The organism is Micromonospora sediminimaris, assembly GCF_016863575.1.
In the GTDB taxonomy this organism is placed as follows: domain Bacteria; phylum Actinomycetota; class Actinomycetes; order Mycobacteriales; family Micromonosporaceae; genus Micromonospora; species Micromonospora sediminimaris.
In genome coordinates this window covers 61,945-85,335 of record NZ_BOPD01000015.1, presented here as the reverse complement: position 1 = coordinate 85,335, position 23,391 = coordinate 61,945, and the positions used below count along the sequence as shown (strand labels likewise).

Genomic DNA, 23,391 nt, shown 5'->3' with positions numbered 1-23,391 from the left:
GACCGGTCCGCAAGCCTCACCAAGTGCAGGGAAGGATGCTGATGAGTGGCGTAACGGAGCATGTCGATGTGGCCGTCCCGGTTCGGACGGCGTACGACCAGTGGACCCAGTTCGAGGAGTTTCCGCAGTTCATGGAGGGCGTGCAGGAGATCCGCCAGCTCTCCGACACGATGACCCACTGGACCGTCGAGATCGCCGGAGTGAAGCGGGAGTTCGACGCTGAAATCACCGAGCAGCTGCCCGACGAGCGGGTGGCGTGGCGGTCGACCGGCGGCACCCAGCATGCCGGGGTGGTCACCTTCCACCGGCTGGACGAGAACAGCAGCCGGGTCAGCCTCCAGTTGGAGTTCGATCCGCACGGTGTCATCGAACAGGCCGGCGACAAGCTCGGCGTGGTCGACCGCCGGGCAAAGGGTGACCTGCAACGGTTCAAGACGTTCATCGAGCGGCGCGGTCAGGAGACCGGTGCGTGGCGTGGGCAGGTCGAACGTCCGCAGCCCTGATTCCGCCATTAGACCTTCGACGGCCGCCGGGTACCTCCGGCGGCCGTCGACGTGTGCACCGGATGCTTCCCTGGCTGCCGGACGACCACGCCGCGTCGGACGCGCCGTTTGCGACGACGGGGCGGGGGTACCGCGATGGCATGACCGACGACAGGGCATGGCGCGACGAGGAACGACTGCCGCTGGAGGAACTGGACCGGGCCGTCGCCCGGTCCACGCTCGACGGGCAGGCCGACGACGTGACCGGCAACGACGCCGGGGAGGAAGCCGCCTTCGGGCACGGCCCCGAGGCGGCCGACCGGGGCGGCGAGGCGCCCGGCACGGGCCGTGAGCCCACCGACCCGGACCGCGCCTACCGCCCCTCCACCACCGGGCGTACCGGCCCGGACACCCTCTGACACCGAATCCGGGTACGTTCCGGATCCGCGGCGACGATCCGCGACGTACCCGGAGCGTCGCGACCGGCAGCGGAGACGCCTCGGCCGAACGGCCGGAGAATTCGGACAGCTCAGGCAGAATCGGCCGTTCGGCTGACGGCAATGGCCGCGTCGCGCGCAAGACTTTCGGAATGCATCAGGGCTCCGGCTTCCTCTCCACGCGTCAGCGCCGCCTGGCATGGCTCGGCTTTCTCCTCGCCGCAGTGCAGGCACCCGTCTCCGCCAGGCTGGTCGACGACAGCTCGTGGCTGTTCAGCCTCTGCGTCGCGCTGATGGTGGCGACCGTGATCATCGCCGACGATGCCGCGCGGCGCCGTCCGGCGGACGCGCCTTCCTCCGAGTAGGGCTCCCCGACGTCACCGGCCGGGCGGGGGCGCCTCGGCCGGGCCGAGGTTCATGGTTCGCCGGCCGGGCGCGCCTCGTGGCCCGGACGCCCGGGCGTGCGGCGGCGCTCCTTCATCTCCGCCTCGTAGAGGTGCCGTCGGCCACCGACCAGTTGGTCGCGGGCCGACCGGTCCAGGTCGCGGAACACCGCGTGGTAGCCGTCGTCGAAGTCCTCGACGATCTGGAACGTCCACCTACCGGCGATGACGTTGCGGCCCACCAGTTCGTCGGCGATCCGGTCGGCGATGCCGGGGTGCCCGGCATCGCGGAACATCCGTACCGCGTCGTCGAGCATCAGATCGGCGTGCCCGACGAGCTGGTGCAGCGAGTAGAGATGCCCCCGGGCGCGTTCCACGCACTCCAGCGCCTCGCTGAGCTTGCCGAGGGCAGCCACCGTGTCGTCGCTCACTCCGGCCGGACGCCGGTGTTGCTCGTCGGGACCGTCGGTGGTGTCCATCCGTACCTCCTGGTGCCGGTCGTGCCGCGGGGTCCGCTTCCCCACCGTCCGCCGCGCCCGACTCGATCCCCTCGGGCACCTGCCGGCCACCGCCGTGGACACCGGGACCGTCCGAGCGGCCGAGGTCGCGGCGCTGCGGGTTGGCTACATTCGTTCCCCATGCGCGTGCCGTCGAACCGGGTCGTCTCCCCCACCGCCGTCGACTGGGCCCGGTCCAGCCTGGTCACGCTCGCCAACGCCGTGGGGCTGGACGGGCTCGCCGCCGCCTCAGCCCTGCCCGGGCTGCTCGCCGCCGTCGACCAGCACGCCGCCGCGGTGCGTGACAGCCTGCGCGGGGACCGACGACCGTTGACCGCAGCGGCCCTCGCCGGTTACGCCGACGGTGTGCGGGTCGCCGCCGAGGAGTACGGCTGGCATCCGGCCGATGCCCCGGTCGACTGGGCGGAGGCGGACTGGGTGATGCTGCGCCTGCTCGCGGTCTGTGCGCTGACGGCCGCGCTGGACACGCCGGCCCCGCAGCCGCCACCGCTGTGAGGTGAGCCGGGCGCCCGCCGTGCGGCGGACACCCGGCTCAGCGCGACCGGCAGTGCGACCGAGCCACCGTCACGGACGGAACTGCTGGGTCTCGTCGCCGGCGTTGCCGGACTGGTAGGTACCCCGTCCCCCGGCCATCGAGGACTCCGATCCCCGGGCCGCCGGCTGGCCGGCGCCAGTCCGGTCGGCCATCTGCCGCTGCATGTCACCACGACCGGCCTCGGCACCCTGCCGCTGCTCCCGGATCGCCCGTGACTCCTCGGCCGCTCGGGTGAGCCAGCCTTCCCAGCGGTTCTGCATCGGTCGCACCAGACCACCACCGACGCCGATGATCAGGATGCCGGCCACCGTGGCGAGCACCGCGATCAGCACGGGCTGGGTGACGGTGGTGGCGATGCCCACCTGGTTGAGCGCCGCGATGACACCCAGGGCGATGATGAAGATCGCCGTCACGTCCGCCAGGAAGCGGCCGTACGACAGCCCGCCGAGCGCCCCGGTGACGATGTCCCGGACCGCGTTGGCGATCGCGGCGGCCACCACCACGATGACGATCGCGACGAACGCCCGGGGCAGCCACGCCACCACGCCCGCGATCAGGTCGCTGATCGCGTTCGGCCCCCAGACGCCGAAGGCGAACTGAAGGGTGAACAGCAGCACCGCGTAGTACGCGAGCCTCGCCAGGATGTCACTGGCGTCGTACCGCGTCCGCTCCAGCGCACGCTTGATACCGCCCCGTTCGACCGCCCGGTCGAACCCCACCCGTTCCAGGGCCGCGTCCACGATCTTGAGCACGGCTCTGGCGATGAGCCATCCGACCACGAGAATCGCGATGAACGCGATGGCCCGGGGCACGAACAGCAGCACCGACCTCCACATGTCGGCCACGGCGTCACCGATGTCGACCTGCCTGGCCGCGAGGGTTTCCGGCATGATGTCCCTCCTGTCGCATGGATTGCCCGGCGCGCTTACCCCTTCCCCCGGCCAGCACGCCGCTACGGTCGCCCCCTTTTTCTGGACAGACCGCACCGGAACGGCTCTGACCTGCTCTGATGTCCCAGGCCGGCGCGCCCGACCGATGATCGGGAACGCGGGTCGAGCGGGCGGACTAGGCTGCGTTCATGCCAGGAACGGTCGGGCGAGTACCCACGCCATCAGGCCCGCTGCCGGGCACGGCGGTGCCGGGCACGGCGACCGTCGTCGGCCACCCCCGATGGGGTGCCACGGCGCTCGGCCCGTACGAGTCGTGGGATCCCGCCGTCCGGGCGACCGTCGAGGTGGTGCTCGCCTCTCCGGCGCCGATGGCCCTGCACCTCGGCGCGGAGTTGCTGCTGCTGTACAACGACGCGTACGCCGATCTGATCGGCGACCGGCACCCGGACGCCATGGGCCGTCCCCCCACCGAGGTCTTCGCCGAGGTCTGGCAGCGCCCCGGTGTCGGTGACGTCGTCGAGCAGACCTACCGCACCGGAGTAGCCGTCCTGGACCGGGAGATCCCGCTCCCGCTGCACGCCGCAGTCGCCCTCGACCAGCCCGTCTACACCCGCGCCTGTTCGCCGGTGCGGGACAGCCACGGCCGGGTCGTCGGCGTGCTGTCCGTGGTGGCCGAGACCAGCCCGGCCACCCGCCAGTTGCAGGGCCTCAGCGATTTCGCCGCGGCGCTCGCCGGCACGCTCACCCTGGACGACGTGGCCCGGGTCGCGTTGCGCTACGCGATCACCTCGTTCGACGCCGACCGGGTCTCCTTCGCGGTGGACGACGGGGGCGGCGGCGCCGGGTGGCGGATGGTCCGGCGGGTCCGTGGCGAGTTGGTCGACGAGGCGGACGAACGCCTTCCCCCGCTGTGGCGGCGCGGCCCGGCCGGCTGGTCGGCGCCGGCGGTGGTCAGTGCCCGCACGGGTCAGGCCAGCTTCATCGACGACGGCCAGCCGCTGTACGAGATCGCGGCGGACCGGCACGACCAGAAGATCCGGGCCCTGGCGGCGGTACCGCTGCGGGCGTCCGTGGTGCGGGGAGCGCTGACGGTCGGCTACCGCTCGGCGCATCCGTGGTCGGCGGCGGAGCGGGCACTGCTGGCAGCCTCGGCCGAGCTGATCGGGCAGGCCACCGAGCGGGCACGCCGCTTCGAGACCCAGCACGGCACCGCCCAACTGCTGCAACGCAGCATGCTGCCGGAGAACCTGCCGGTCCTGCCCCGCCTGCGGATCGCCGCGCGGTACGACCCGGGAGTCGACGGCAACGCCGCGGGCGGGGACTTCTACGACGCGTTCGTGCTGCCCACCGGCGACCTGGGTGTGGTCCTCGGCGACGTGGCCGGCCACGACGTGCAGGCCGCCGCCCGGATGGGCCAGGTACGCGCCGCACTCCGCGCGCTGGCGCTCAACGACCCCCGCCCGGATCAGGTGCTCGCCGGGCTCGATCGGCTGGTAGGCAGCCTCGGCACCGAGGCCGGCACGTACGAGTTGTTCGTCACCGTGGCGTTCGGCGTCATCGACGTCGGCCGGGAGGAACTGACCCTGGCCAGCGCCGGTCATCCGGCGCCGCTGGTGCGTCGCTGTGGGCCGACGGGTGAGCCGACGGCCGAGTACGTCGACGTGCCCTCCGGTGCCCCGTTGGGGATCGGCTACCGGGCGGCGACGCGTACCGTCGCGTTCTCGCCCGGCGACACGCTGCTGCTGTTCAGCGACGGCGTGGTGGAACGACGCCGGCACGGGTTGTCGGACGGCCTGGAGCGACTGGCGGAGTCGGTGGCCGGGGCGCCAAGCGGCGACCCGAGATCGTTGTGCGCGGTGGCCTCCGCGGCCGTGCCCGGCGCGACCGAGGACGACGTGGCGGTGCTCGCCGTCGAGTACGCGGTGCGGCCGAGCCGGTCGGCGCGGATGGAGGTACCCGCCGAGCCGACCGCGCCGAGCCGGGTACGGCACTGGATGACCGCCCAGCTCACCGAGTGGGAGGTCGCGGAGTCGGTGATCGGCGCGGCGGTGCTGTGCACCAGCGAGCTGACCACCAACGCGTTGCTGCACGCGGGCACGGCGGCCCGGGTGGAGGTCGATCTCAGCCCGGAGCGCCTGCTCGTGTCGGTGGCCGACTCGGGCTCCCGGGGCACGGTGACCCGGGCCCGCACGGAGACGCTGAGCAGCCGGGGACGCGGGTTGGGCCTGATCGAGGAGTTGAGCGACGCCTGGGGCACCGACCCCACCGTGCGTGGCTCGACGGTCTGGTTCGAGATCCTGCTCCCATCCGCCTGAGCAGCCGGCCGACGATCCGGGGTACGGCTGGCACCGGTACCGGAAATTCTCCCGGATTACCGCAACCTCCGCCGGGGCACGTAGTGCGCCACCTGTCCGCCTGCTGCGGACGTGGTGAGAGGCGGTCCGGTGGAGACGGTAGACGTTGCGTTCGCGGTGCTCGGTGTGGCGGCCCTGCTCGCCGGCATCCTGCCTCGGCTGGTGGAGCGGCGACCGCTGTCGATGCCGCTGGCCTTCCTAGGTCTCGGGATGCTTGTCTACTCGCTGCCCACCAACCTGCCCGTGCCGGACCCCCTGACCCATCGGGATCTGGCCACCCACCTGACCGAGATCTGCGTGATCGTCGCCTTGATGGGCGCCGGCCTGAAGATCGATCGACCGTTGAGTTGGAGACGCTGGTCGTCGACGTGGCGGCTGCTGGCCGTGGCCATGCCGTTGTGCATCGCCGCCGTCGCCCTGCTCGGGTGGTGGTGGGCGGGCCTGGTGCCGGCCAGCGCGCTGCTGCTCGCCGCGTCGCTCGCGCCGACCGACCCGGTCCTCGCCTCCGACGTCCAGGTCGGCGAGCCCACCGACGAGTCGGACTCGGAGGACGAGGTTCGTTTCGCGCTCACCTCGGAGGCAGGGCTGAACGACGGCCTGGCGTTCCCGTTCGTCTACGCGGCGGTCGCGATCGCGGGCGCCGGCCTCGCGCCCGGTGACTGGCTGGCCCGCTGGCTCACCGTGGACCTGCTCTACAAGGTCGGCGCCGGGCTGGCCGGCGGACTACTGATCGGTTGGCTGCTCGGCAAGCTCTTCTTCCGGGCGCCCAGCGAGCTGCGGTTGGCCCGGCACGCGGAGGGATTCCTGGCGCTGGCCGCCACCTTCCTGGCGTACGGGCTGGTCGAGGTGGCCGGCGGCTACGGCTTCCTGGCGGTCTTCGTGGCCGCCCGCGCGATCCGGGCGGCGGAGCGCAACCACAAGTACCACGCGGTGCTGCACGACTTCGCCGAGCAGGTGGAACGGCTGCTCACGGTGCTGATGTTGCTGCTGCTGGGCGGCGCGGTGATCAGCGGGCTGCTGGCCGCGCTGACCTGGCCCGCCGCATTTGTCGGTCTGGCCCTGGTGTTCGTGGTCCGGCCGCTGGCCGGTTGGCTGGCGCTGCGCGGCGCACCGGGGCGGCCGGCGGAGCACTGGGTGATCGCCGCCTTCGGCATCCGGGGCATCGGCTCGTTCTACTACCTGGCCTACGCCACCACGAAGGCGGACTTCCCGCAGGCGGAACTCGTCTGGGCCACCGTCGCCCTGGTGGTGATCGTCTCCGTGGTGGTGCATGGGGTCGCGGCGACACCTGTCATGCGGCTGCTTGACGCATCCGGTGGGCGCACCCGGACGGAGACCTCAGCGGCACCCTCCGCACCTGTCGCCGCCTGAGCGCCCATCGGCCGGCGCGTCGGCCGCCGGCCGGTCAGGCCAGCCGGCGGGCCAGGGTCCGGCCGAGGTCGCGGCCGGAGCGCCAGGCGGTCTGCACCCGGGGTGCGCCGAACGCGTCCCCGGCCAGCCCGATGCCGTCGTCGTCGAGGTGGAAACCGGTGTCCGGGCCACCACCGCCGGTCGGCTTGGCGTACGTCCACCGGTGCACGTGCACGTGTTCCGCCCGGTCGGGCAGGGCGAGCAGGTCGCGTACGGCCGCCTCGATCTCCGGCGCGGCTGCGGTCGGCTGGGCCAGGTGCCCGGCCGCGAACTCCTCGGTGGTGTGCGCGACCAGGACCGCCCCGCCGTCGCCGCGCCGGTCGCCGTCGTCGCAGACCAGGTTGAGCAGTGGATGGTCGTTGACGAACGCGCCCCGGAAGTCGCTCCACCGCCGCGTCGGAAACCGCAGCATCGCTGCCAGGGCCGGCGACCAACGCTGCCGTGCCACGGCCTCGGTGGCCGCCGCGAGCCCCGGGTCGAGCAGCCACGCGGCCTGTGGCCCCGGCATCGCCAGCACCACCGCCGCACACCCTTCACCGTCCACTGTCGGTCCCGGCCCGACACCGAGCACCAGCCGGTTGACCGTCACGGGCAGGTCCCGAGCGAGGTGTTCCACAAGCGAGCGCAGCCCGCGCGGTGCCGCCCAGCGCATCGGCCCGGGCACCTCACGGCGGCCGTCGCCGTCGTACGCGACGAAGGTGTCGGTCCACTCCCGGGCCAGCCCGGCCGCCTGCCAGCCCTGCACCACCTCGGCGAACTCGGGATCACTCACGGTGAAGTAGGCCGCACCGAGGTCGGCGGGGCGGCCGTCGAAACGCCGGCTGGCCATCCGGCCGCCGGCCACCCGTCCCCGCTCCCGGATCTGGACCGGCACGCCCGCGTCGCGCAGTTCCCGGGCGCAGGCCACGCCGGCGATCCCGGCACCGATCACCACCACGCCCGATCGCTCACCGTCCATCCCATGATCGTAGGGCGGCCGGCCGCTGCGGCCCGACGCCACGGGTCGGTGGTCCGCCGAATTGTTCCGGAAACTCTTCACAAGCCTGCAATCGGCCCGTACCTTGACGGACATGTGGGAGCGCTTCCACGCACTTTCTTCGATGGGTACGAGGAGCAGACCATGAGAACCCGAAGCACGTTCGCTCTGGTCGGCGTCGTGGCGACGGCACTGACCGTGGCCGGCAGCGTCGGCGTGGGCGCGCTGCGCCCCGCGCCCGCCGCGGCCGCCGAATCCGCCTTCTACGTCGACCCGCAGACCAGCGCCGCCCGCTGGGTGGCGGCCAACCCGAACGACTCGAAGGCCGCCGTGATCCGGGACCGGATCGCCAGCGTCCCGCAACCCCGCTGGTACACCACCACCAACACCTCGACGGTACGCGGCGAGGTGGACTCCTTCGTAGGTGCCGCAGCCGCCGCCGGCAAGATCCCGATCCTGGTGGTCTACAACATCCCCAACCGTGACTGCAGCAACCACAGCGCGGGCGGCGCCCCGAGCCACTCCGCCTACCGGCAGTGGGTGGACCAGGTCGCCGCGGGTCTCGGTGGGCGTCCGGCCACCATCATCCTGGAGCCCGACGTGCTCCCGATCATGACCAGCTGCATGAACGAGAGCCAGCAGGCCGAGGTGCGGGCCTCGATGGCGTACGCCGGCAAGGCGCTCAAGCGGGGTTCGTCGGCGGCGAAGGTCTACTACGACATCGGCCACGGCGGCTGGCTCGCCGCCGGTGAGGCCGCTGCCCGGCTGAACGCCGCCGACATCGCCAACAGCGCCGACGGCATCTCGGTGAACGTGTCGAACTACCGCCGTACCGCCGACGAGGTCTCGTACGCCAAGCAGATCATCGCGGCCACCGGCAACTCCCGGCTGAAGGCGGTCATCGACACCAGTCGCAACGGCAACGGCCCGGCCGGCTCCGAGTGGTGCGACCCGCCGGGGCGGGCGATCGGCACTCCGAGCACCACCAACACCGGCGACTCCGCCATCGACGCGTTCCTCTGGGTGAAGCTGCCCGGCGAGGCGGACGGCTGCATCGCGGCGGCGGGTCAGTTCGTGCCGCAGCGGGCGTACGACCTGGCTATCGCGGCCGGCCCGGTGCCGACCACCGCCCCGCCGACCACCGCGCCGCCGACCACCGCCCCGCCCACCACGGCCCCGCCGACCACCGCGCCGCCGACCACCAACCCGCCCGGCGGTGGCTGCTCGGTGACGTTCACCCCGAACACGTGGACCGGTGGCTTCACCGCCGAGATCCGGGTGACCAACCGCGGCGCGGCGCTGAACGGCTGGAACCTCACCTTCAACGTCGCCTCCGGAGTGCGGCTGAGCAACGGCTGGAACGGTGACTGGAGCCAGTCCGGCAACCAGATCACGGTCCGCAACGCCGCCTGGAACGGCAGCCTGCCCAGCGGCGGCACGCTCAGCGTCGGTTTCCAGGGCACCTACACCGGCAGCAGCCTGTCCACGCCGAGCGGTTACAGCCTGAACGGCACCGCCTGCGCCTGATCCCCTGACCCGTCCCGGGGCCCCCGGCCACCGCCCTACCGGTGGTGGCCGGGGGCCCGCCCTTTTCCGGAGCATGTCCCGATGCTGCCCGCGTCGGCGCAGGCCAACGAGCCGGAGGCCACCCGGGCGTTACCGCCCCGCCGACACGGGAAGGCGACCCGTTGACGAAGGAGGAGACCCATGACCACACAGTCGAACCCCTCGGCCTGGCAGCCGGGTGTGACCGGCGGCGGCACCCTCCCGTCGGGCCCCGGCGGTCGTCCCGCCGCACCCAGTGGCGACGGCCACGGACCACCAACCGGGCCGCCGACCGTGACGATCGGCGCCTTTCCGGACTATCCGGCCGCCCAGCGGGTGGTGGACCATCTCGCCGACAACCGGTTCCCGGTGGAACGAACCGCCATCGTCGGCACCGACCTGGCCCTGGTGGAGACCGTGCTGGGCCGGCTGACCACCGCCCGCGCGGCACTGGTCGGAGCCGGTACGGGGGCCTGGTTCGGTCTGTTCATCGGCCTGCTGTTCGGCATCTTCACCGTCGGGAACTGGGTGGCGGTGATCCTCGCCGGCCTCGTCATCGGTGCGATCTGGGGTGCCGTCTTCGGTGCCGTGGCACATGCGATGACGGGCGGGCAGCGTGACTTCACCTCCGCCAGTTCCCTGCGGGCCAACCAGTACGCGGTCACCGTGGAGGCCGATGTGGCCGACCAGGCCCGTCAGCTGCTCGGCCGGCTGAACCTGGGTGGACGCGCGGCGCAGCCGGCGGGCTGACCCCGTCCGAAACCGCCGCCCGGGCGGCCCCGCCGTGGGTGGGGCCGCCCGGTCAGTCGGTGGACAGGCGGGCGTGCAGGTGCTCGTCGTAGCGGCGGCCGTCGCCGTAGCGGTGCGACTGCCGCAGCGTGCCCTCGGCCAGAAAACCGGCCCGTTCGGCGACCCGGCAGGACGCGACATTGGCCACCGCGTGACACAGCTCGATGCGCTCCAGCCCGAGGTCGGCGAAGGCCCACCCGCTGAGCCGCACGACCGCCGCCGTGGCGACCCCGCGACCGCGAGCAGCGGCGACGGTCCAGTAACCGATCGAGGCGTCGCCGGCATGAATGCGGTGCAGCGACACCGATCCGAGCAGAATCTCCGGGTCGACCGGGTCGGCCGCCGCCAACGACACGTGGCCACCGCCGGACCAGTCGGCCCGCCACCGTAGCCAGCGCAGCGCGGCGTCGAGGTCGAGCTGGTCGCCCTGCGGGTTCCACTGCGCGATCGCCGGATCACGCCAGGCATCCAGAACGGCGGGTGCGTCCGCGTCCCGCCAGGGACGCAGCAGCAGGCCGGGAGCGATCAGTTCCACGGCCGCAGAGTCTCACACCACCCGTGCCGAGTGCGCACCGGACATCTCTCGGCGATCCGTCGGCCACACTTCTTCAAAGCTTCACCACCACCGGCGAGCACCGCCGACCGCGCCCCTAACCACCATGGCATCCAACTCTTGTTCAAATTTTGACTAAGTGCTAACGTAGCGGCGTGACCGAGAGTCTGGACCGCGATCGCCTGGCCGCCTGGCGGACCTACATCGAGGCCAGCCAGCGGTTGTTCACCCGGCTGGAGGACGACCTGCGCGCCACCAGCGGGCTCAGCTTCGCCGACTACCACGTGCTGGTGCTGCTCTCCGAGGTGCCCGGGCAACGACTGCGGATGGGTGAGCTGGCCGATCGCCTGGTCTTCTCACCCAGCCGGCTGACCTATCAGGTTTCCTCCATGCAACGGCGGGGCCTGGTCGCCCGACAGCCCTGCCCGCAGGACGGGCGGGGCAGCGAGGCGGTGCTTACCGCCGCCGGGCTGCTGGCGCTGCGGGAGGCCGCACCGCACCACCTGAAGTCCGTGCGTACCCATCTGATGGACGACCTCGACGACGCCGAGGTCGCCGCCCTGACCAGGATTTTCAGCCGGCTCGGCCGGCGGCTGCGAGGCGCCGACGACAGTGACGCCACCCTCGCCACCGCCCCCGGCGACAACTGAAGGAGCCCCGATGCCCGCCATCACCGTCGACAACGTTCTCGTCCTGCCCCGGCTGCCCCGGCTCGACGAATCCACCGAGTTCCGGCCGGTCCGCCGGCTCACCACCGCGCCCAGTGGCTTCGAGGGCGAGGGGTTCCCGGTGCGCAAGGCGTTCGCCGGGGTGCCGATGAGCGAGCTGGACCCGTTCATCATGCTCGACCAGATGGGCGAGGTGGACTACGCACCGGGCGAGCCGAAGGGCACCTCCTGGCATCCGCACCGGGGCTTCGAGACCGTCACCTACATCATCGACGGGATCTTCGACCACCAGGACAGCCACGGCGGCGGTGGCACGATCACCAACGGCGACACCCAGTGGATGACCGCCGGCAGCGGCCTGCTGCACATCGAGGCCCCACCTGAGCACCTGGTGGTCAGCGGCGGGCTGTTCCACGGCACCCAGCTGTGGGTCAACCTGCCCAGTGCGGCCAAGATGAGCCCACCGAAGTACCAGGACATCCGGGGCAACCAGGCCGCGCTGCTCACCACCCCGGACGGCGGGGCGCTGATCCGGGTGATCGCCGGTGAGATCGCCGGCCACCGGGGGCCCGGCTCCACGTACACCCCGATCACCGTCACCCACGTGACGGTCGAGCCCGGGGCACAGGTGGACCTGCCCTGGCGGCCGGACTTCAACGCGCTGGTGTACGTGCTCGGCGGGCGCGGCACGGTGGGCGCCAACGGCCGCGGCGTACGCACCGGACAGCTGGCCGTGCACGGGCCGGGCGACGCGTTGCGGTTCAAGGCGAACGCCCGCCAGGACAGCCGCAACCAGACCCTGGACCTCTACATCATGGGCGGACAGCCCATCCGGGAGCCGGTGGCGCACTACGGGCCGTTCGTGATGAACACCCGCGATGAGCTGATCCAGGCGTTCGAGGACTTCCAGGCCGGGCGGCTCGGAGTGGTCCCGGCGGAGCGGCTGCCGCACACCGAGGGGCAGGGCGAGCGTCCCTGATCGACCGCTGGACGTAGGGCGGCTCCGGTCACCGGGGCCGCCCGCCCGGCTCAGGAGACGGCGAAGATACCGGCCACACCGAGCAGGACCATCACCAGTACGGTCAACAGCGCCCCCCGCTCACTCTCCACCGCCTGCTCGCGGTGCTCGGTCGCGGAGTTCGTCGGCTCGCCGGACATGCTTCGGCTCCTCGCTGCTCGGGGTGCGGGTCGGTCGCCTACCGCCAGCAGCCCACCAGCGTGCGAGCCCGACCACGGCTTCGTATGGTGAGGACGTGAACGACCTCTCTGAGGGCGGGAGCGTGCCGCTACAGGACTGGTTCCTCACCGCACCGGAACGCGCCAACCCGGTCTCTGAGTTACCCGTCTGGACCAGTGGAAACCTCGCCGAGCCGCTGATTCACGGTGCCGCGTACTTCGACCGGCTTGTCACCGAGGTCGAGGGGCTGGGCGCCGGCGACCACCTCTTCTTCGCCGACTGGCGGGGCGACCCGGACGAGCGCCTCCGTCCGGACGGGCCGACCATCGCCCAGCTGTTCGCCCGCGCCGCTCAGCGCGGTGTGGTGGTCAAGGGTCTGATCTGGCGGTCGCACCTCGACGTGCTGTCCTACAGCCACCAGGAGAACCGCAACCTCAGCGAGGCGATTTCGGCCGCCGGCGGCGAGGTGCTGCTCGACCAGCGGGTCCGGCGAGGTGGATCACACCATCAGAAGCTTGTGGTGCTGCGCCGTCCGGCCGCCCCCGAGCAGGACATCGCCTTTGTCGGCGGCATCGACCTGTGCCACAGCCGCCGCGACGACGTCGCGCACCACGGTGACCCGCAGGCGGTACGGATGGCCGCCGCCTACGGTGACCATCCGCCCTGGCACGACGTGCAGCTCGCGCTGCGCGGGCCGGTGGTGGGCGCGCTGGACACCACGTTCCGCGAACGCTGGACCGACCCGATGCCGCTGGACTCGGAGAACCCCCTGGCCTATCTGCGCGACCGGCTCCGCGGCGCGGACCTCACCGCCGGGCCGCTGCCGGAGCAGCCGGCCGACCCGCCGGCCTGCGGGCCGCACCACGTCCAGGTGTTGCGCACCTACCCCGCGGTCCGACCCCGGTACGCGTTCGCCCCGGACGGCGAACGCACGGTGGCCCGGGGCTACACCAAGGCGGTACGCCGCGCCCGTCGGCTGATCTACCTGGAGGACCAGTACCTCTGGTCCACCGAGGTCGCCGAACTCTTCGCCGGAGCGCTGCGCGACAATCCGGAGTTGCATCTGGTCGCCGTGGTGCCACGCCATCCCGACGTGGACGGGCGGCTGGCCCTGCCGCCGAACACGGTCGGTCGCGAGCAGGCGTTGGCCCTCTGCGAGCAGACCGCGGCGGGGCGGGTGCACGTCTTCGATGTGGAGAACCACGCCGGCACCCCGGTCTACGTGCACGCCAAGGTGTGCGTGGTCGACGACGTGTGGGCCTGCGTCGGCAGCGACAACTTCAACCGGCGGTCCTGGACCCACGACAGCGAACTCTCCTGCGCGGTGCTGGACGACACCGCGGACGCACGCCACCCGCACGATCCGGCCGGTCAGGGTGACGGAGCCCGGCATTTCGCCCGGGACCTCCGGCTACGCCTGCTCCGCGAGCATCTGGACCGCGATCCGGCCGGCGGCGACGACGCGGACCTGATCGACCCGGACGACGCGGTCACCGCGATCACCGCCGCCGCCGAGGCGTTGCAACGCTGGTACGACGGCGGCCAGGTGGGCCCTCGTCCACCCGGCCGGCTGCGACCGCACCGTGCCCGACACCTGCCCTGGTGGACCCGGGCCTGGGCGCTGCCCGCGTACCGTCTGGTCTACGACCCCGACGGCAGACCGCTGCGGGCCCGCCGGTCCGGCACCTGGTAGCTCGGCTCCAGCTCGCCGAGCACCGTCAGCCCACCGGGGTACGCGAACGAGGAGCGCGGCGAGTAGTAGCCCCAGGCGATGGTGAGCGGGTTCTCCGGGCGCAACGCGTACACCGGGTGGTCCGGATCGAGGAACTCGACCGACTCGATCTCGAAGGCGGTGGACGGTTCGGCGACCACCGGATAGATGCTGCTGACCAGTTGACCGTGCAACTCGGTCAGGTAGCGGTGGTGTCCGTTGTGCATGGCGTGGCCGGTGTCGCCGACGCGTACCTGGGCCCGGATCACCGGCACGCCCTCGATGTCCGTCCCGGTGACGATCGTGCCGCCCCGCTCGGTGATGCTGGTGCGGCCGGGTACGGCCGGGGCACCCCGGGCCAGGGCGTACCCGCGTACCCGCTCGCTGGAGGTGACGTAGTGGGTCCACCAGCCGCCCGGGGTCACCCCATCCGGGGCGTCCATCCCGACGAGCGTGACGCCGAGGTAGGTCAGGGAGTAGGGACCGAAGCCGGAGGTCTGGCTCTCGTCGTCCACCACGTACTGGTTCATGAAGACCTCGCGGTCCGGGTGGGGCCGCAGCCCCTCGGGGACCAGCGCCGCCACCGCGTCCGGGTCTGCCGGCAACCAGCTGAAGTACAGCGTCCGGCTGTTCACGACGAGGTGGGGAACGGCAGGATCGAGCACGGCACCTCCGGATCAGGGATGTACCCCGCGACGCTAAGCCCGGTCCCGTTCACGGGACAACGACGGATTGGTGACACTCCGCTTGCCAGCTGCGGCGACCGTCGTCCGTTCGACGCCCCGGCGGCCCCATCCGGACGGGCGGTGATGTACGGACGGTCATCTACCACTGGCCCGATCGGCCGTTCATGCAGGGTCTCCGCGACGATCTGACCGCGCCCGACAGGTTGACCTTGACCCTTTCGCGGCTTTCATGCCTAGAAATTACTTAAGTACATCGTCCTTTCGGCTAGATTTCCAGGAGACGATCGGGCTAAGGTGACTCCCGAACGTACTAACAGAACTAACCAAAGCGTCACGTCTATATCCGCGGACGAGGTGCAGGGAGGACCACCATGACCGCGTCAACGATCACTGAATCGGCGACCACCCCGGCAACCCCGACCACCCCGGCAACCCCGGCCCCGAAGCTCGACCCGCGGGCGCTCACCGACAGCGCCGCCGAGCTGCTGAACGCCATGGCGGCGCTGCCGGCCGGGCATCCCTCCCGGGCCGCGCTGCGTGACCGGGCGATCGAGGCCTGGCTGCCGCTCGCCAACCACCTCGCCCACCGCTACAGCGGTCGCGGCGAGCCCACCGACGACCTGGCGCAGACCGCCGCCGTCGGCCTCATCAAGGCCATCGACAAGTTCGACCCGTCCCGTGGGGTCGACTTCGCCGGGTACGCGATCCCCACCATCATCGGCGAGCTGAAGCGGCACTTCCGCGACCGGACGTGGGACATCCGCGTGCCTCGCCGCTTGCAGGAGCTGCGGCTGGCCATCTCCGACGCCAACAGCACCCTGCTGCAGTCCCTGGGCCGCTCCCCGACCGTGGCCGACATCGCCGCTCACCTCAAGCTCACCGAGGAAGAGGTGCTGGAGGGCCTGGAGGGCGCCCGCGCGTACAACGCGGTGTCGCTGTCCACCCCGACCGGTGACGGCGACCGCGCGACCGAGCTGGGCGACATGCTCGGCGGTGAGGACAGCGAGTTCGAGCTGGCCGAGCTGCGGGTGGCACTGGGCCCGGCGCTGGCCACGCTGGACGAGCGCGAGCAGAAGATCCTGACGCTGCGGTTCTACGGCAACCTGACGCAGTCGCAGATCGCGGACCAGATCGGCGTGTCGCAGATGCACGTGTCGCGGCTGCTGGCCCGAGCCCTGACGAAGCTGCGGGGTCAGCTCGACGGCACGTACTAGGAGGGGGTGGCGATGGTGGCCGGGTCCGATGGACCCGGCCACCATCGTCTTTGCACCTCAGCCGGCGACGGGCTCCCGCCACATCGGCCAGAACGGCGTGCCGTCGGGCAGCCGGAACGGCTCGGCGACCCGGTAGCCGTGCCGCGCGTACAGGTCGCGGCTGGTCTCGCTGCTCGCCTCCAGGTATGCCGGCATGCCGTTGGCGTCCAGCCAGGCGTGGTGGTGGCGCAACAGCGCGCTGCCGACGCCCTGGCCCTGGCGGTCCGGACGCACGGCCAGCAGTGCCAGGTGGTGATGATCGTCGTGCGGATGGTTGGCGGCGAACAGCTCGTCCAGGTGCACGAAGTTAGGGGTCCACTCCCCGCACGCCGAGGCCAGCCGGGTGTCGTAGTCCTCCGGCGGCGGCAGCGGTTCACCGACGGACGGCAGCCAGACCGCCACCCCGGCCCGGTCCTCGGTGCCGAACACCAGTCCGTGCCGAGTGGCGTGGTCGACGATGATCTCGAAGTTCCCGGCCAGCACCGACTCCCGCTTGGCCTCGTCCGGCACCAGCCAGCGAGGCTGGTCCAGCACCATGAAGGCCTCGGCGATCCGCGCGGCGACCCACCGGGCGTCGTCCTCGCCGAGCCGGCCGATCTCCGGCGGGGTCACCGCCGCACCTCCGCCGTGGGCGTCGGCTCGGCCACCGGCGCGGGGGTCACCACGGCCGCCGCGCTCTCCGCGCCCAGGCCGATCCGGGCGTACGTGTCGGGACGCCGCCGCCGTAGCGACAGGCCCCACAGTCCGCCCAGCAGCGCCGCCACCGGGTAGGCCAGCGGGATCGCCCAGCGCAGCGGCGAATCCGGCTCGACCCCGAGCAGGTTGGCGAAGTTCTGCACCGCCAGCACGATGATCGCGATCAGCGCGATCACGGCGATGCCCGGCGCGACCAACCGCCGCCACAGCGTCTCCTGCGCCTCGCCGCGGGCGAAGTACGCAATGATCGCGACCGCGGTGGTAGCGATCAGCAGCAGCACGCCGAACCCGCCGCTGGTGCCCAGCCAGAAGAACAGTTGCAGGACCGGATCCCAGCCGTTGACCGCGTACAGGATGATCACCAGCAGACCGAGCGCGCTCTGCGCGAGCGAGGCGGCGCGGGGTGCGCCGGTGGTCGGTGAGGTACGGCCGAACACCGCGGGCAGCACCCGCTCCCGGCCCAGCGCGAAGGTGTAGCGCGCGGTGGTGTTGTGGAACGAGATCATGGCGGCCAGTACCGAGGTCAGGAAGAGTGCCTGCCCGATGGTCAGGACGGTGTCACCCAGGTGCGCACCGGCCAGGTTGAAGATCAGCTCGACGCTCTGGGTGCCCGCCTCCTCGACGATCCGGTCCGGTCCGACCGCCACCGTCATGCTCCACGAGGAGAGCGCGTAGACCACCGCGATGATCGCCACGGACAGGTAGGTGGCCATCGGCACCGTACGCTTCGGGTCCTTGCTCTCCTCGCTGAAGACCACAGCTGCCTCGAAGCCGACGAAACCGAGGATCGCCAGTACGAGCACCGCGCCGAGCCCCGGCACGAAGAAGTTCTCCGGCGAGAACGCGGCGAAGCTCACGTCGCCGCCGGCCGGGTTGCCCAGCTGGCCGAGATCGAACACCACGATGATGGCGATCTCGGCGCAGAGCAGCGCCGCCAGCACCATGCCGTTGATGTCCACTCGGAGCAGGCCGAGCATCGCCACCAGCGCCCACGCCACCAGCGCCACGATCCACCACTGCGGGGTGATCCCGAACAGCCGGTCCAGCACCGGTGCCGCCGCCGCGCCGATGGTCCCGTAGAGCCCGACCTGGAGGGCGTTGTAGGCGATCAGCGCCACCCAGGCCGTACCCACCCCGGCCGGGCGTCCCAGCCCACGTGCCACGTACGCGTAGAAGGCCCCGGCGTTGGCCATCCGACGGGCCATCGCCACGTAGCCGACGGAGAACACGGCGAGCACCACGGCCACCGCCAGGAAGGCCAGCGGAATGCCGAGCACGCCGATGACGCCGTAGCCGGTGGTGACCACGCCGGCGACCACGGTCAGCGGTGCCGCCGCGGAGAGAACGAAGAAAATCACTGAGGGGACGCCGAGCCGGCCACGGGCCAGCGCCTCGGAGACGTTGCTAGGTCGTTCGGTTGTCGCTGTCGAGGACATGAACTGCTCCGGTCTGAGGGGAAGGGGTGTTCCGGGTCAGGGAGCGCCGCGCAGCACCGCCGCACCGACGGCGGCTTCGGTGTGCGCCACGAGTTCCTTCAGCGGGTCGGGCAGTGCCGGGATGATCAGGTTGAGTCGGTGGTGGGCCCGCGGACCGGCGCTCCACAGCACCTCCCGGGTCAGCCCTGCGGCGGCGACCAATCCGAGCAGCGTCGCGTCGGGCACGCTTGGCGGCTCGGCACGCTCCAGCAGCGCACGCAGCCGGGTCGCGGGCCAGGCCACCACGTTGAGGTCGATCGGCTGGTAGGTGACGGTGGTCCGCAACAGCCGCCGGCTCTCCTGCCGGCGCAGGACGCCGGCCCGGGACAGCCGCTCGCCCACCGAGGTCACCGACGTCTGCGCGAGAAAACTGAGCCAGGTACGCACCGACTGGTGCTGAGCCTCGCCGATCAACTGGTCCAGCACGGTGTGCGCCAACGCGTCGGCTGGCGGCCGGCGGTCGATCACGCTGACCTGACCGGCGACGACCGTGATGTGTCCATAGAGGATCAGCTCGCCGAGGAGACCCCCTGCCAGCCCGAGGCCGGTCGCCGCCGGGTGCAGCTTCGCCTTGCCCCGGGTGTCGTTGTGCGCGATCAGAAAGAACTCGTCGGCGGTGAGCACACGTCCTCCCGAGCCGGCCGTCCACAGTGATCGCTAACCGGAAAAGGATGCACCGAGCGCAACTGCAACGCAACTCCCGTTTTGGCCAGTTGCACTCCGTGGTGAAGCGACCTGCGCCTTTTCCCGTGACAGACTCGGAGGGTGACCGCGAGCCCCACCGTTCGACGCCGCCGCATCGCCCGGGAACTACGCCAGCTACGTGAGCGCGCCGGGATGACCCTGGATGTCGCCGCCCGACAGTTGGACATGTCCAAGAGCAACCTGTCCCGCATCGAGAACGCCCAGATCGGCATCAAGCCACGCGACGTCCGGGCCGCGCTCGCGCTGTACCAGGTCACCGGCAACGACGCCGAGGCGCTCATCGAGATCGCCCGGGGCGCACAGCAACGCGGCTGGTGGCAGCACTACAGCGACGTCCTCCCGGAATGGTTCGAGTTCTACGTGGGACTGGAGGCTGAGGCCGCCACCCTGCGCACCTACGAGGCCGAGGCGGTGCCCGGCCTGTTGCAGACCGAGGCGTACGCCCGCGAGGTGTACCGGCTGACCGCCGGCGAGGACGATCTGGACCGCAAGGTGGCCGCTCGGTTGCGCCGGCAGGACGTGCTGCGCGGCGACGCGCCGGTGGAGTTGTCGGTGGTGCTGAACGAGGCAGTACTGCTACGCCCTGTCAGCGATCGCACCGTCATGGCGGGCCAGATGAGCCACCTGGAAACCCTCGCCCAACTACCTAACGTAACGGTCCAGGTACTTCCGTTCGAGGCCGGTGGACATCCGGCCATGAACTCGCCGTACGTGATCCTCACGTTCGCCGACGCGGCCGACGCGGCCGTTGTCTACCTGGAAAATCTCTCCACGGGCCTGGCACTGGAGGAGGGTGCGCAGGTGCGCTCGTATAGCCTTGTGCACGAGAGGCTGTGCAGTCTGGCACTCGATCCAGCGGCGTCCCTGATCCGCCTGAAGGAAGCTTCTCGTTACTTTACGTGACCGCTGCACCGCGGTCACCCTCGGTATCGACGAAGGGATCGCGATGACCGCGCTCGACCTGTCCCGGGCGGAGTGGCGCACCAGCACGCGCAGTGTGGGCAACGGCAACTGCGTCGAGGTGGCCACCATCGACGGTGGGGTCGCGGTTCGGGACAGCAAGGATCGTCGTGGCCCCGTGCTGACCTTCCCACCGTCGGCGTGGACCGCCTTCGTCGCCGGCGTCCACACTCGCTGACCCCGCCACCGCCCGCCGGGCTCGCACACACCCCACCCCTTGAGCGAAGCGGCGGCCAGAGAAGCCAACCGTCACAATCTGTCATCTAGACGCGGCGTTCTCGCAGATGACCCTCCGCAACCGCGCCACTCACCCACCCACCTCTCACCCTCCGCCCTTTGCTCTGCTTCAACCCACGCACCCCCCGACCGAGCTGCCATAACGTCCGCGCCGGCTAATCGCACAAAAGGCTGACCGCGCACGGAAGGTAACCGTTGCGTGGGTTGAAGCAGAGCAAAGGGGCGGAAGACCCTGTGCGGGGCTGAGGGAAGCGGCTACGCGTTGTGACGGGCATGCCCATGACGACGGGCACCGACGCAGATGCCCTCGACAAGTCAAGGCACCGACGCGGACAGCACCAGGCGGGCGCGGTCCGGCGCACCCACACGGATGCGGTCCCGATGGCCCGCATGCGGGCGCGGGGGCGGTGCGAGACTGGGCCGTGCTCTCCGACGTGTCTATCGACCTGCCGGTGCGGGCGGTGCTGCCGGCGCTGGTGGCGGCGCTGGGCTCGGCCGGCAGCGCGGTCCTGGTCGCCCCGCCGGGTACCGGTAAGACCAGCCTCGCCCCGCTCGCCGTGGCCGACGCGGTGGGCGGGCGGGTGATCGTCGCCCAGCCTCGCCGGGTGGCCGCCCGTGCTGCGGCCCGCCGAATGGCGGCGCTGCTCGGGGAGCCGGTCGGTGGTCGGGTCGGTTATGCGGTGCGGGGTGAACGACGGGCCGGACCGCGTACCCGGATCGAGGTGGTCACCACCGGCCTGCTGGTCCGCCGGATGCATCACGACCCGGAGTTGGCCGGCGTCGATGCGGTGCTGCTCGACGAGATCCACGAACGCCAGCTCGACGCGGACCTGGCGCTCGCCTTCAGCGTCGAGGCCCGGGCGACCCTGCGGCCGGAGCTGTGGCTGCTGGCCATGTCGGCGACCCCGGAGGCGGACCGCTTCGCTGCCCTGCTCGGCGGCACCGTGCCGGCACCGGTGGTTCGGGCCTCGTCGGCGCTGCATCCGGTGACCCGCATCTGGGCACCACCGCCCCGGCCTCTGGCGCCACCCGGTGCGGGCGCGGTGGACCGGGCTCTGCTCGACCACGTCGCGGCCACCGTACGCCGGGCTCTCGTCGAGCAGGAGGGCGACCTGCTGGTCTTCCTGCCCGGCGTGGGCGAGATCGCCGCCGTCGCCGGTCGGTTGGTCGAGGTGCAGGACAGCGTCGATGTGCTCCGCCTGCACGGCCGCCAGAGCGGCGCCGAGCAGGACGCCGCGCTGCGGCCGGGAGACCGGCGGCGGGTGGTGCTGGCCACGGCGGTGGCGGAGAGCAGTTTGACCGTGCCGGGCGTACGCACGGTGGTGGACGCGGGTCTGTCCCGGGTGGCCCGACTGGACCTGGCCCGAGGGCTGGGTGCGCTGGTCACCGTGCCGGTGTCCCGGGCGGCGGCGACCCAGCGGGCCGGCCGGGCCGGGCGGGAGGCACCCGGCCAGGTGTACCGCTGCTGGTCGGCGGGGGTGCACGAGCGGTTGCCGGCGCAGCCGGAGCCGGAGATCGCCACCGCCGATCTGACCGGATTCGCCCTCGAACTCGCCGCCTGGGGCGCTCCCGGCGGGACCGGACTGGCGCTGCCCGACCCGCCTCCATCGGCGGCGATGACGGTGGCGTCCGAGACGCTCACCGCCCTCGGTGCGATCGATGCGAACGGACGGATCACCGAGCGGGGCCGGGCCGTGGTCGCCGTCGGAGCGCATCCCCGGCTGGCTCGGGCGCTGCTCGACGGGGCCGACCGGGTCGGCGCCGATCGTGCCGCGCAGGTGGTGGCGCTGCTCGCCGAATCGACCGTGGCCGGTTCCGGCGATGATCTCGGTGCCGTCTGGCGTCGGTTGCGCGCCGGCACCGACCCGGCCGCCACCGCGCGCTGGCGTGCCGAGGTACGCCGGCTGCGCGCCGCCCTGCCACCGGGCGCGTCCGGGCGGCAACAGCGACCAGACCAGTCGAGGTGGTTGCCCGACGACCTTGCCGCCGGGCTGCTGGTCGGGTTGGCGTACCCGGAACGGTTGGCCCGGGTGCGGCGGCCGGGTGGTTCGGCGTACCTGATGAGTGGCGGCACCGCGGCGGAGTTGGCGCCCGGGTCGGGGCTGGTGGGCGTCGACTGGCTGGCCGTCGCGGTGGCCGACCGCGCTCCCGGCGCACCGGCCGCCCGGATCCGGCTCGCCGCCGTCCTCGATGAGATGACCGCCCGTGAGGCGGCCGGCTCGCTGCTGCGGACCGAGCGGGAGATCGGCTGGTCGGGTGGAGACGTGGTGGCCAGGGAAGTGCTTCGACTGGGTGCCATCGAGCTGGTCGACCGTCCGCTGGCCCGACCCGACCGGGATGCGGTGGCCGGCGCGCTGCTGACCGGACTGCGCGAGACCGGGCTCGACGTGCTGACCTGGACGCCGGCGGCCAGCGCCCTGCGTCAGCGGCTGGCGTTCTGCCGGTACGCGCTCGGCGACGACTGGCCCGACGTCTCCGACGAGGCGTTGCTGGCCGGCGCACCGCACTGGCTCGGGCCGGAGCTTGCCGGTGCCCGACGCCGGGCCGATCTGGCTCGGGTCGACGTGACAGGTGCGCTACGCCGGCTGCTGCCCTGGCCGCTGGCCGGACGGCTGGACGAGTTGGCACCGGAGCGGATCACGGTGCCGAGCGGTTCGCGGATCCGGGTCGACTACGCCGATCCGGCCGCGCCGGTTCTCGCGGTCCGGCTTCAGGAGACGTTCGGTTGGCCCGAGGCGCCCAGAGTCGGTGACGGTCGGGTGCCGGTGCTGCTGCACCTGCTCTCCCCTGCCGGCCGACCGGTGGCGGTCACCGCCGACCTCGCCTCGTTCTGGCGCTCCGGCTACCGCCAGGTCCGCGCCGAACTGCGCGGGCGCTATCCGCGCCACCCCTGGCCGGAGGATCCGACCACGGCCACGCCGACCCGACGGGCCGGGCGGCGTTCCTGAGCG

Annotated in this window: 24 protein-coding genes; 15 read left to right on the top strand and 9 right to left on the bottom strand. The window is 71.9% G+C overall.

The genetic code is table 11. The annotated features are described in order from the left end of the window. The first annotated feature begins 41 nt into the window (after positions 1–41). The 3 genes from Vse01_RS13405 (at position 42) to Vse01_RS13395 (ending at position 1,284) form a co-directional block, all read left to right on the top strand. Positions 42–503 carry an SRPBCC family protein gene (locus tag Vse01_RS13405; protein ID WP_093404847.1) on the top strand — a complete coding sequence of 154 codons (462 nt, stop codon included), beginning with the start codon at positions 42–44 and terminating at the stop codon, positions 501–503. Positions 504–643: 140 nt separating this feature from the next. After that, the gene (locus Vse01_RS13400) at positions 644–901 is read left to right on the top strand and encodes a hypothetical protein (RefSeq protein WP_093404850.1); all 258 of its coding nucleotides are present in this window, start codon (positions 644–646) and stop codon (positions 899–901) included. Positions 902–1,071: 170 nt separating this feature from the next. Continuing rightward, positions 1,072–1,284, top strand: coding sequence for a hypothetical protein (locus Vse01_RS13395; protein ID WP_093404625.1), 213 nt, complete (start codon positions 1,072–1,074; stop codon positions 1,282–1,284). A gap of 50 nt (positions 1,285–1,334) precedes the next feature. Here Vse01_RS13395 and Vse01_RS13390 read toward each other — a convergent pair whose 3' ends face one another. After that, positions 1,335–1,781 carry a hypothetical protein gene (locus tag Vse01_RS13390; protein WP_093404852.1) on the bottom strand — a complete coding sequence of 149 codons (447 nt, stop codon included), beginning with the start codon at positions 1,779–1,781 and terminating at the stop codon, positions 1,335–1,337. Between the two features lie 159 nt (positions 1,782–1,940). On the opposite strand from Vse01_RS13390, the gene Vse01_RS13385 reads away from it, so the two are divergent. Next, positions 1,941–2,315 (top strand): DUF6401 family natural product biosynthesis protein, encoded by a 375-nt coding sequence (locus Vse01_RS13385; protein ID WP_093404627.1) that lies wholly within the window; start codon positions 1,941–1,943, stop codon positions 2,313–2,315. Positions 2,316–2,384: 69 nt separating this feature from the next. Here Vse01_RS13385 and Vse01_RS13380 read toward each other — a convergent pair whose 3' ends face one another. After that, positions 2,385–3,245, bottom strand: coding sequence for a mechanosensitive ion channel family protein (locus Vse01_RS13380; RefSeq protein ID WP_093404629.1), 861 nt, complete (start codon positions 3,243–3,245; stop codon positions 2,385–2,387). A 188-nt stretch (positions 3,246–3,433) separates the two neighbouring features. Here Vse01_RS13380 and Vse01_RS13375 point away from each other — a divergent pair, with 188 nt between their 5' ends. Together Vse01_RS13375 and Vse01_RS13370 are read left to right on the top strand one after the other, a co-directional pair. After that, entirely contained in the window at positions 3,434–5,560 is a 2,127-nt protein-coding gene (locus Vse01_RS13375) for an ATP-binding SpoIIE family protein phosphatase (RefSeq protein WP_093404632.1), read from the top strand. A 129-nt stretch (positions 5,561–5,689) separates the two neighbouring features. Then, positions 5,690–6,970, top strand: a complete 1,281-nt coding sequence (locus Vse01_RS13370) for a cation:proton antiporter (RefSeq protein WP_093404634.1) — start codon at positions 5,690–5,692, stop codon at positions 6,968–6,970. Positions 6,971–7,004: 34 nt separating this feature from the next. On the opposite strand, the gene Vse01_RS13365 is transcribed toward Vse01_RS13370, so the two are convergent. Further along, a complete protein-coding gene (locus tag Vse01_RS13365; RefSeq protein WP_093404637.1) occupies positions 7,005–7,967 on the bottom strand; it encodes an NAD(P)/FAD-dependent oxidoreductase in 963 nt (320 codons plus the stop codon). Positions 7,968–8,129: 162 nt separating this feature from the next. Here Vse01_RS13365 and Vse01_RS13360 point away from each other — a divergent pair, with 162 nt between their 5' ends. Both Vse01_RS13360 and Vse01_RS13355 read left to right on the top strand, forming a co-directional pair. Beyond that, positions 8,130–9,512: a glycoside hydrolase family 6 protein gene (locus Vse01_RS13360; protein ID WP_093404640.1), complete on the top strand. Its 1,383-nt coding sequence runs from the start codon at positions 8,130–8,132 to the stop codon at positions 9,510–9,512. A 180-nt stretch (positions 9,513–9,692) separates the two neighbouring features. Then, positions 9,693–10,280: a general stress protein gene (locus tag Vse01_RS13355; RefSeq protein ID WP_093404642.1), complete on the top strand. Its 588-nt coding sequence runs from the start codon at positions 9,693–9,695 to the stop codon at positions 10,278–10,280. A gap of 52 nt (positions 10,281–10,332) precedes the next feature. On the opposite strand, the gene Vse01_RS13350 is transcribed toward Vse01_RS13355, so the two are convergent. Beyond that, entirely contained in the window at positions 10,333–10,854 is a 522-nt protein-coding gene (locus Vse01_RS13350) for a GNAT family N-acetyltransferase (RefSeq protein ID WP_093404645.1), read from the bottom strand. 173 nt (positions 10,855–11,027) lie between these two features. Here Vse01_RS13350 and Vse01_RS13345 point away from each other — a divergent pair, with 173 nt between their 5' ends. Continuing rightward, positions 11,028–11,522 (top strand): MarR family winged helix-turn-helix transcriptional regulator, encoded by a 495-nt coding sequence (locus tag Vse01_RS13345; RefSeq protein WP_093404647.1) that lies wholly within the window; start codon positions 11,028–11,030, stop codon positions 11,520–11,522. A 10-nt stretch (positions 11,523–11,532) separates the two neighbouring features. Next, positions 11,533–12,519, top strand: a complete 987-nt coding sequence (locus tag Vse01_RS13340) for a pirin family protein (protein WP_093404650.1) — start codon at positions 11,533–11,535, stop codon at positions 12,517–12,519. Between the two features lie 50 nt (positions 12,520–12,569). Here the strand turns inward: Vse01_RS13340 and Vse01_RS29610 are convergent, their stop codons facing one another. After that, a complete protein-coding gene (locus Vse01_RS29610) occupies positions 12,570–12,698 on the bottom strand; it encodes a hypothetical protein (protein ID WP_275415497.1) in 129 nt (42 codons plus the stop codon). 122 nt (positions 12,699–12,820) lie between these two features. On the opposite strand from Vse01_RS29610, the gene Vse01_RS13335 reads away from it, so the two are divergent. After that, entirely contained in the window at positions 12,821–14,410 is a 1,590-nt protein-coding gene (locus Vse01_RS13335) for a phospholipase D family protein (RefSeq protein ID WP_093404652.1), read from the top strand. On the opposite strand, the gene Vse01_RS13330 is transcribed toward Vse01_RS13335, so the two are convergent. Further along, the gene (locus tag Vse01_RS13330) at positions 14,359–15,093 is read right to left on the bottom strand and encodes an acetoacetate decarboxylase family protein (protein ID WP_093404655.1); all 735 of its coding nucleotides are present in this window, start codon (positions 15,091–15,093) and stop codon (positions 14,359–14,361) included. The two genes, Vse01_RS13335 and Vse01_RS13330, sit on opposite strands and share 52 nt — an antisense overlap. Before the next feature lie 392 nt (positions 15,094–15,485). On the opposite strand from Vse01_RS13330, the gene Vse01_RS13325 reads away from it, so the two are divergent. Then, the gene (locus Vse01_RS13325; protein WP_093404657.1) at positions 15,486–16,328 is read left to right on the top strand and encodes a SigB/SigF/SigG family RNA polymerase sigma factor; all 843 of its coding nucleotides are present in this window, start codon (positions 15,486–15,488) and stop codon (positions 16,326–16,328) included. A gap of 57 nt (positions 16,329–16,385) precedes the next feature. Here the strand turns inward: Vse01_RS13325 and Vse01_RS13320 are convergent, their stop codons facing one another. From Vse01_RS13320 to Vse01_RS13310, 3 genes are read right to left on the bottom strand one after another with little or no spacing between them, the layout of a single operon-like run. Further along, complete coding sequence (locus tag Vse01_RS13320) at positions 16,386–16,979, bottom strand: GNAT family N-acetyltransferase (protein ID WP_232511245.1); 594 nt, start codon at positions 16,977–16,979, stop codon at positions 16,386–16,388. Continuing rightward, positions 16,976–18,499 (bottom strand): APC family permease, encoded by a 1,524-nt coding sequence (locus tag Vse01_RS13315; RefSeq protein WP_093404660.1) that lies wholly within the window; start codon positions 18,497–18,499, stop codon positions 16,976–16,978. Before Vse01_RS13315 ends, Vse01_RS13320 begins: the two co-directional genes overlap by 4 nt. A 36-nt stretch (positions 18,500–18,535) precedes the next feature. Continuing rightward, complete coding sequence (locus tag Vse01_RS13310) at positions 18,536–19,162, bottom strand: GOLPH3/VPS74 family protein (protein WP_093404662.1); 627 nt, start codon at positions 19,160–19,162, stop codon at positions 18,536–18,538. Positions 19,163–19,303: 141 nt separating this feature from the next. Between Vse01_RS13310 and Vse01_RS13305 the strand changes: the two genes are divergently transcribed. The 3 genes from Vse01_RS13305 (at position 19,304) to hrpB (ending at position 23,388) form a co-directional block, all read left to right on the top strand. Next, positions 19,304–20,146, top strand: coding sequence for a helix-turn-helix domain-containing protein (locus Vse01_RS13305; RefSeq protein WP_093404665.1), 843 nt, complete (start codon positions 19,304–19,306; stop codon positions 20,144–20,146). Positions 20,147–20,189: 43 nt separating this feature from the next. Then, the gene (locus tag Vse01_RS13300; RefSeq protein ID WP_093404668.1) at positions 20,190–20,381 is read left to right on the top strand and encodes a DUF397 domain-containing protein; all 192 of its coding nucleotides are present in this window, start codon (positions 20,190–20,192) and stop codon (positions 20,379–20,381) included. Positions 20,382–20,862: 481 nt separating this feature from the next. Beyond that, positions 20,863–23,388 (top strand): ATP-dependent helicase HrpB, encoded by a 2,526-nt coding sequence (hrpB, locus tag Vse01_RS13295; protein WP_093404859.1) that lies wholly within the window; start codon positions 20,863–20,865, stop codon positions 23,386–23,388. Positions 23,389–23,391 lie beyond the last annotated feature (3 nt).

Bases quoted from the DNA above. Each gene is read 5' to 3' on its own strand.
- Vse01_RS13405 (WP_093404847.1), top strand. From the start codon at position 42: ATGAGTGGCGTAACGGAGCATGTCGATGTGGCCGTCCCGGTTCGGACG.
- Vse01_RS13400 (WP_093404850.1), top strand. From the start codon at position 644: ATGACCGACGACAGGGCATGGCGCGACGAGGAACGACTGCCGCTGGAG.
- Vse01_RS13395 (WP_093404625.1), top strand. From the start codon at position 1,072: ATGCATCAGGGCTCCGGCTTCCTCTCCACGCGTCAGCGCCGCCTGGCA.
- Vse01_RS13390 (WP_093404852.1), bottom strand. From the start codon at position 1,781: ATGGACACCACCGACGGTCCCGACGAGCAACACCGGCGTCCGGCCGGA.
- Vse01_RS13385 (WP_093404627.1), top strand. From the start codon at position 1,941: ATGCGCGTGCCGTCGAACCGGGTCGTCTCCCCCACCGCCGTCGACTGG.
- Vse01_RS13380 (WP_093404629.1), bottom strand. From the start codon at position 3,245: ATGCCGGAAACCCTCGCGGCCAGGCAGGTCGACATCGGTGACGCCGTG.
- Vse01_RS13375 (WP_093404632.1), top strand. From the start codon at position 3,434: ATGCCAGGAACGGTCGGGCGAGTACCCACGCCATCAGGCCCGCTGCCG.
- Vse01_RS13365 (WP_093404637.1), bottom strand. From the start codon at position 7,967: ATGGACGGTGAGCGATCGGGCGTGGTGGTGATCGGTGCCGGGATCGCC.
- Vse01_RS13360 (WP_093404640.1), top strand. From the start codon at position 8,130: ATGAGAACCCGAAGCACGTTCGCTCTGGTCGGCGTCGTGGCGACGGCA.
- Vse01_RS13355 (WP_093404642.1), top strand. From the start codon at position 9,693: ATGACCACACAGTCGAACCCCTCGGCCTGGCAGCCGGGTGTGACCGGC.
- Vse01_RS13340 (WP_093404650.1), top strand. From the start codon at position 11,533: ATGCCCGCCATCACCGTCGACAACGTTCTCGTCCTGCCCCGGCTGCCC.
- Vse01_RS29610 (WP_275415497.1), bottom strand. From the start codon at position 12,698: ATGTCCGGCGAGCCGACGAACTCCGCGACCGAGCACCGCGAGCAGGCG.
- Vse01_RS13325 (WP_093404657.1), top strand. From the start codon at position 15,486: ATGACCGCGTCAACGATCACTGAATCGGCGACCACCCCGGCAACCCCG.
- Vse01_RS13315 (WP_093404660.1), bottom strand. From the start codon at position 18,499: ATGTCCTCGACAGCGACAACCGAACGACCTAGCAACGTCTCCGAGGCG.
- Vse01_RS13300 (WP_093404668.1), top strand. From the start codon at position 20,190: ATGACCGCGCTCGACCTGTCCCGGGCGGAGTGGCGCACCAGCACGCGC.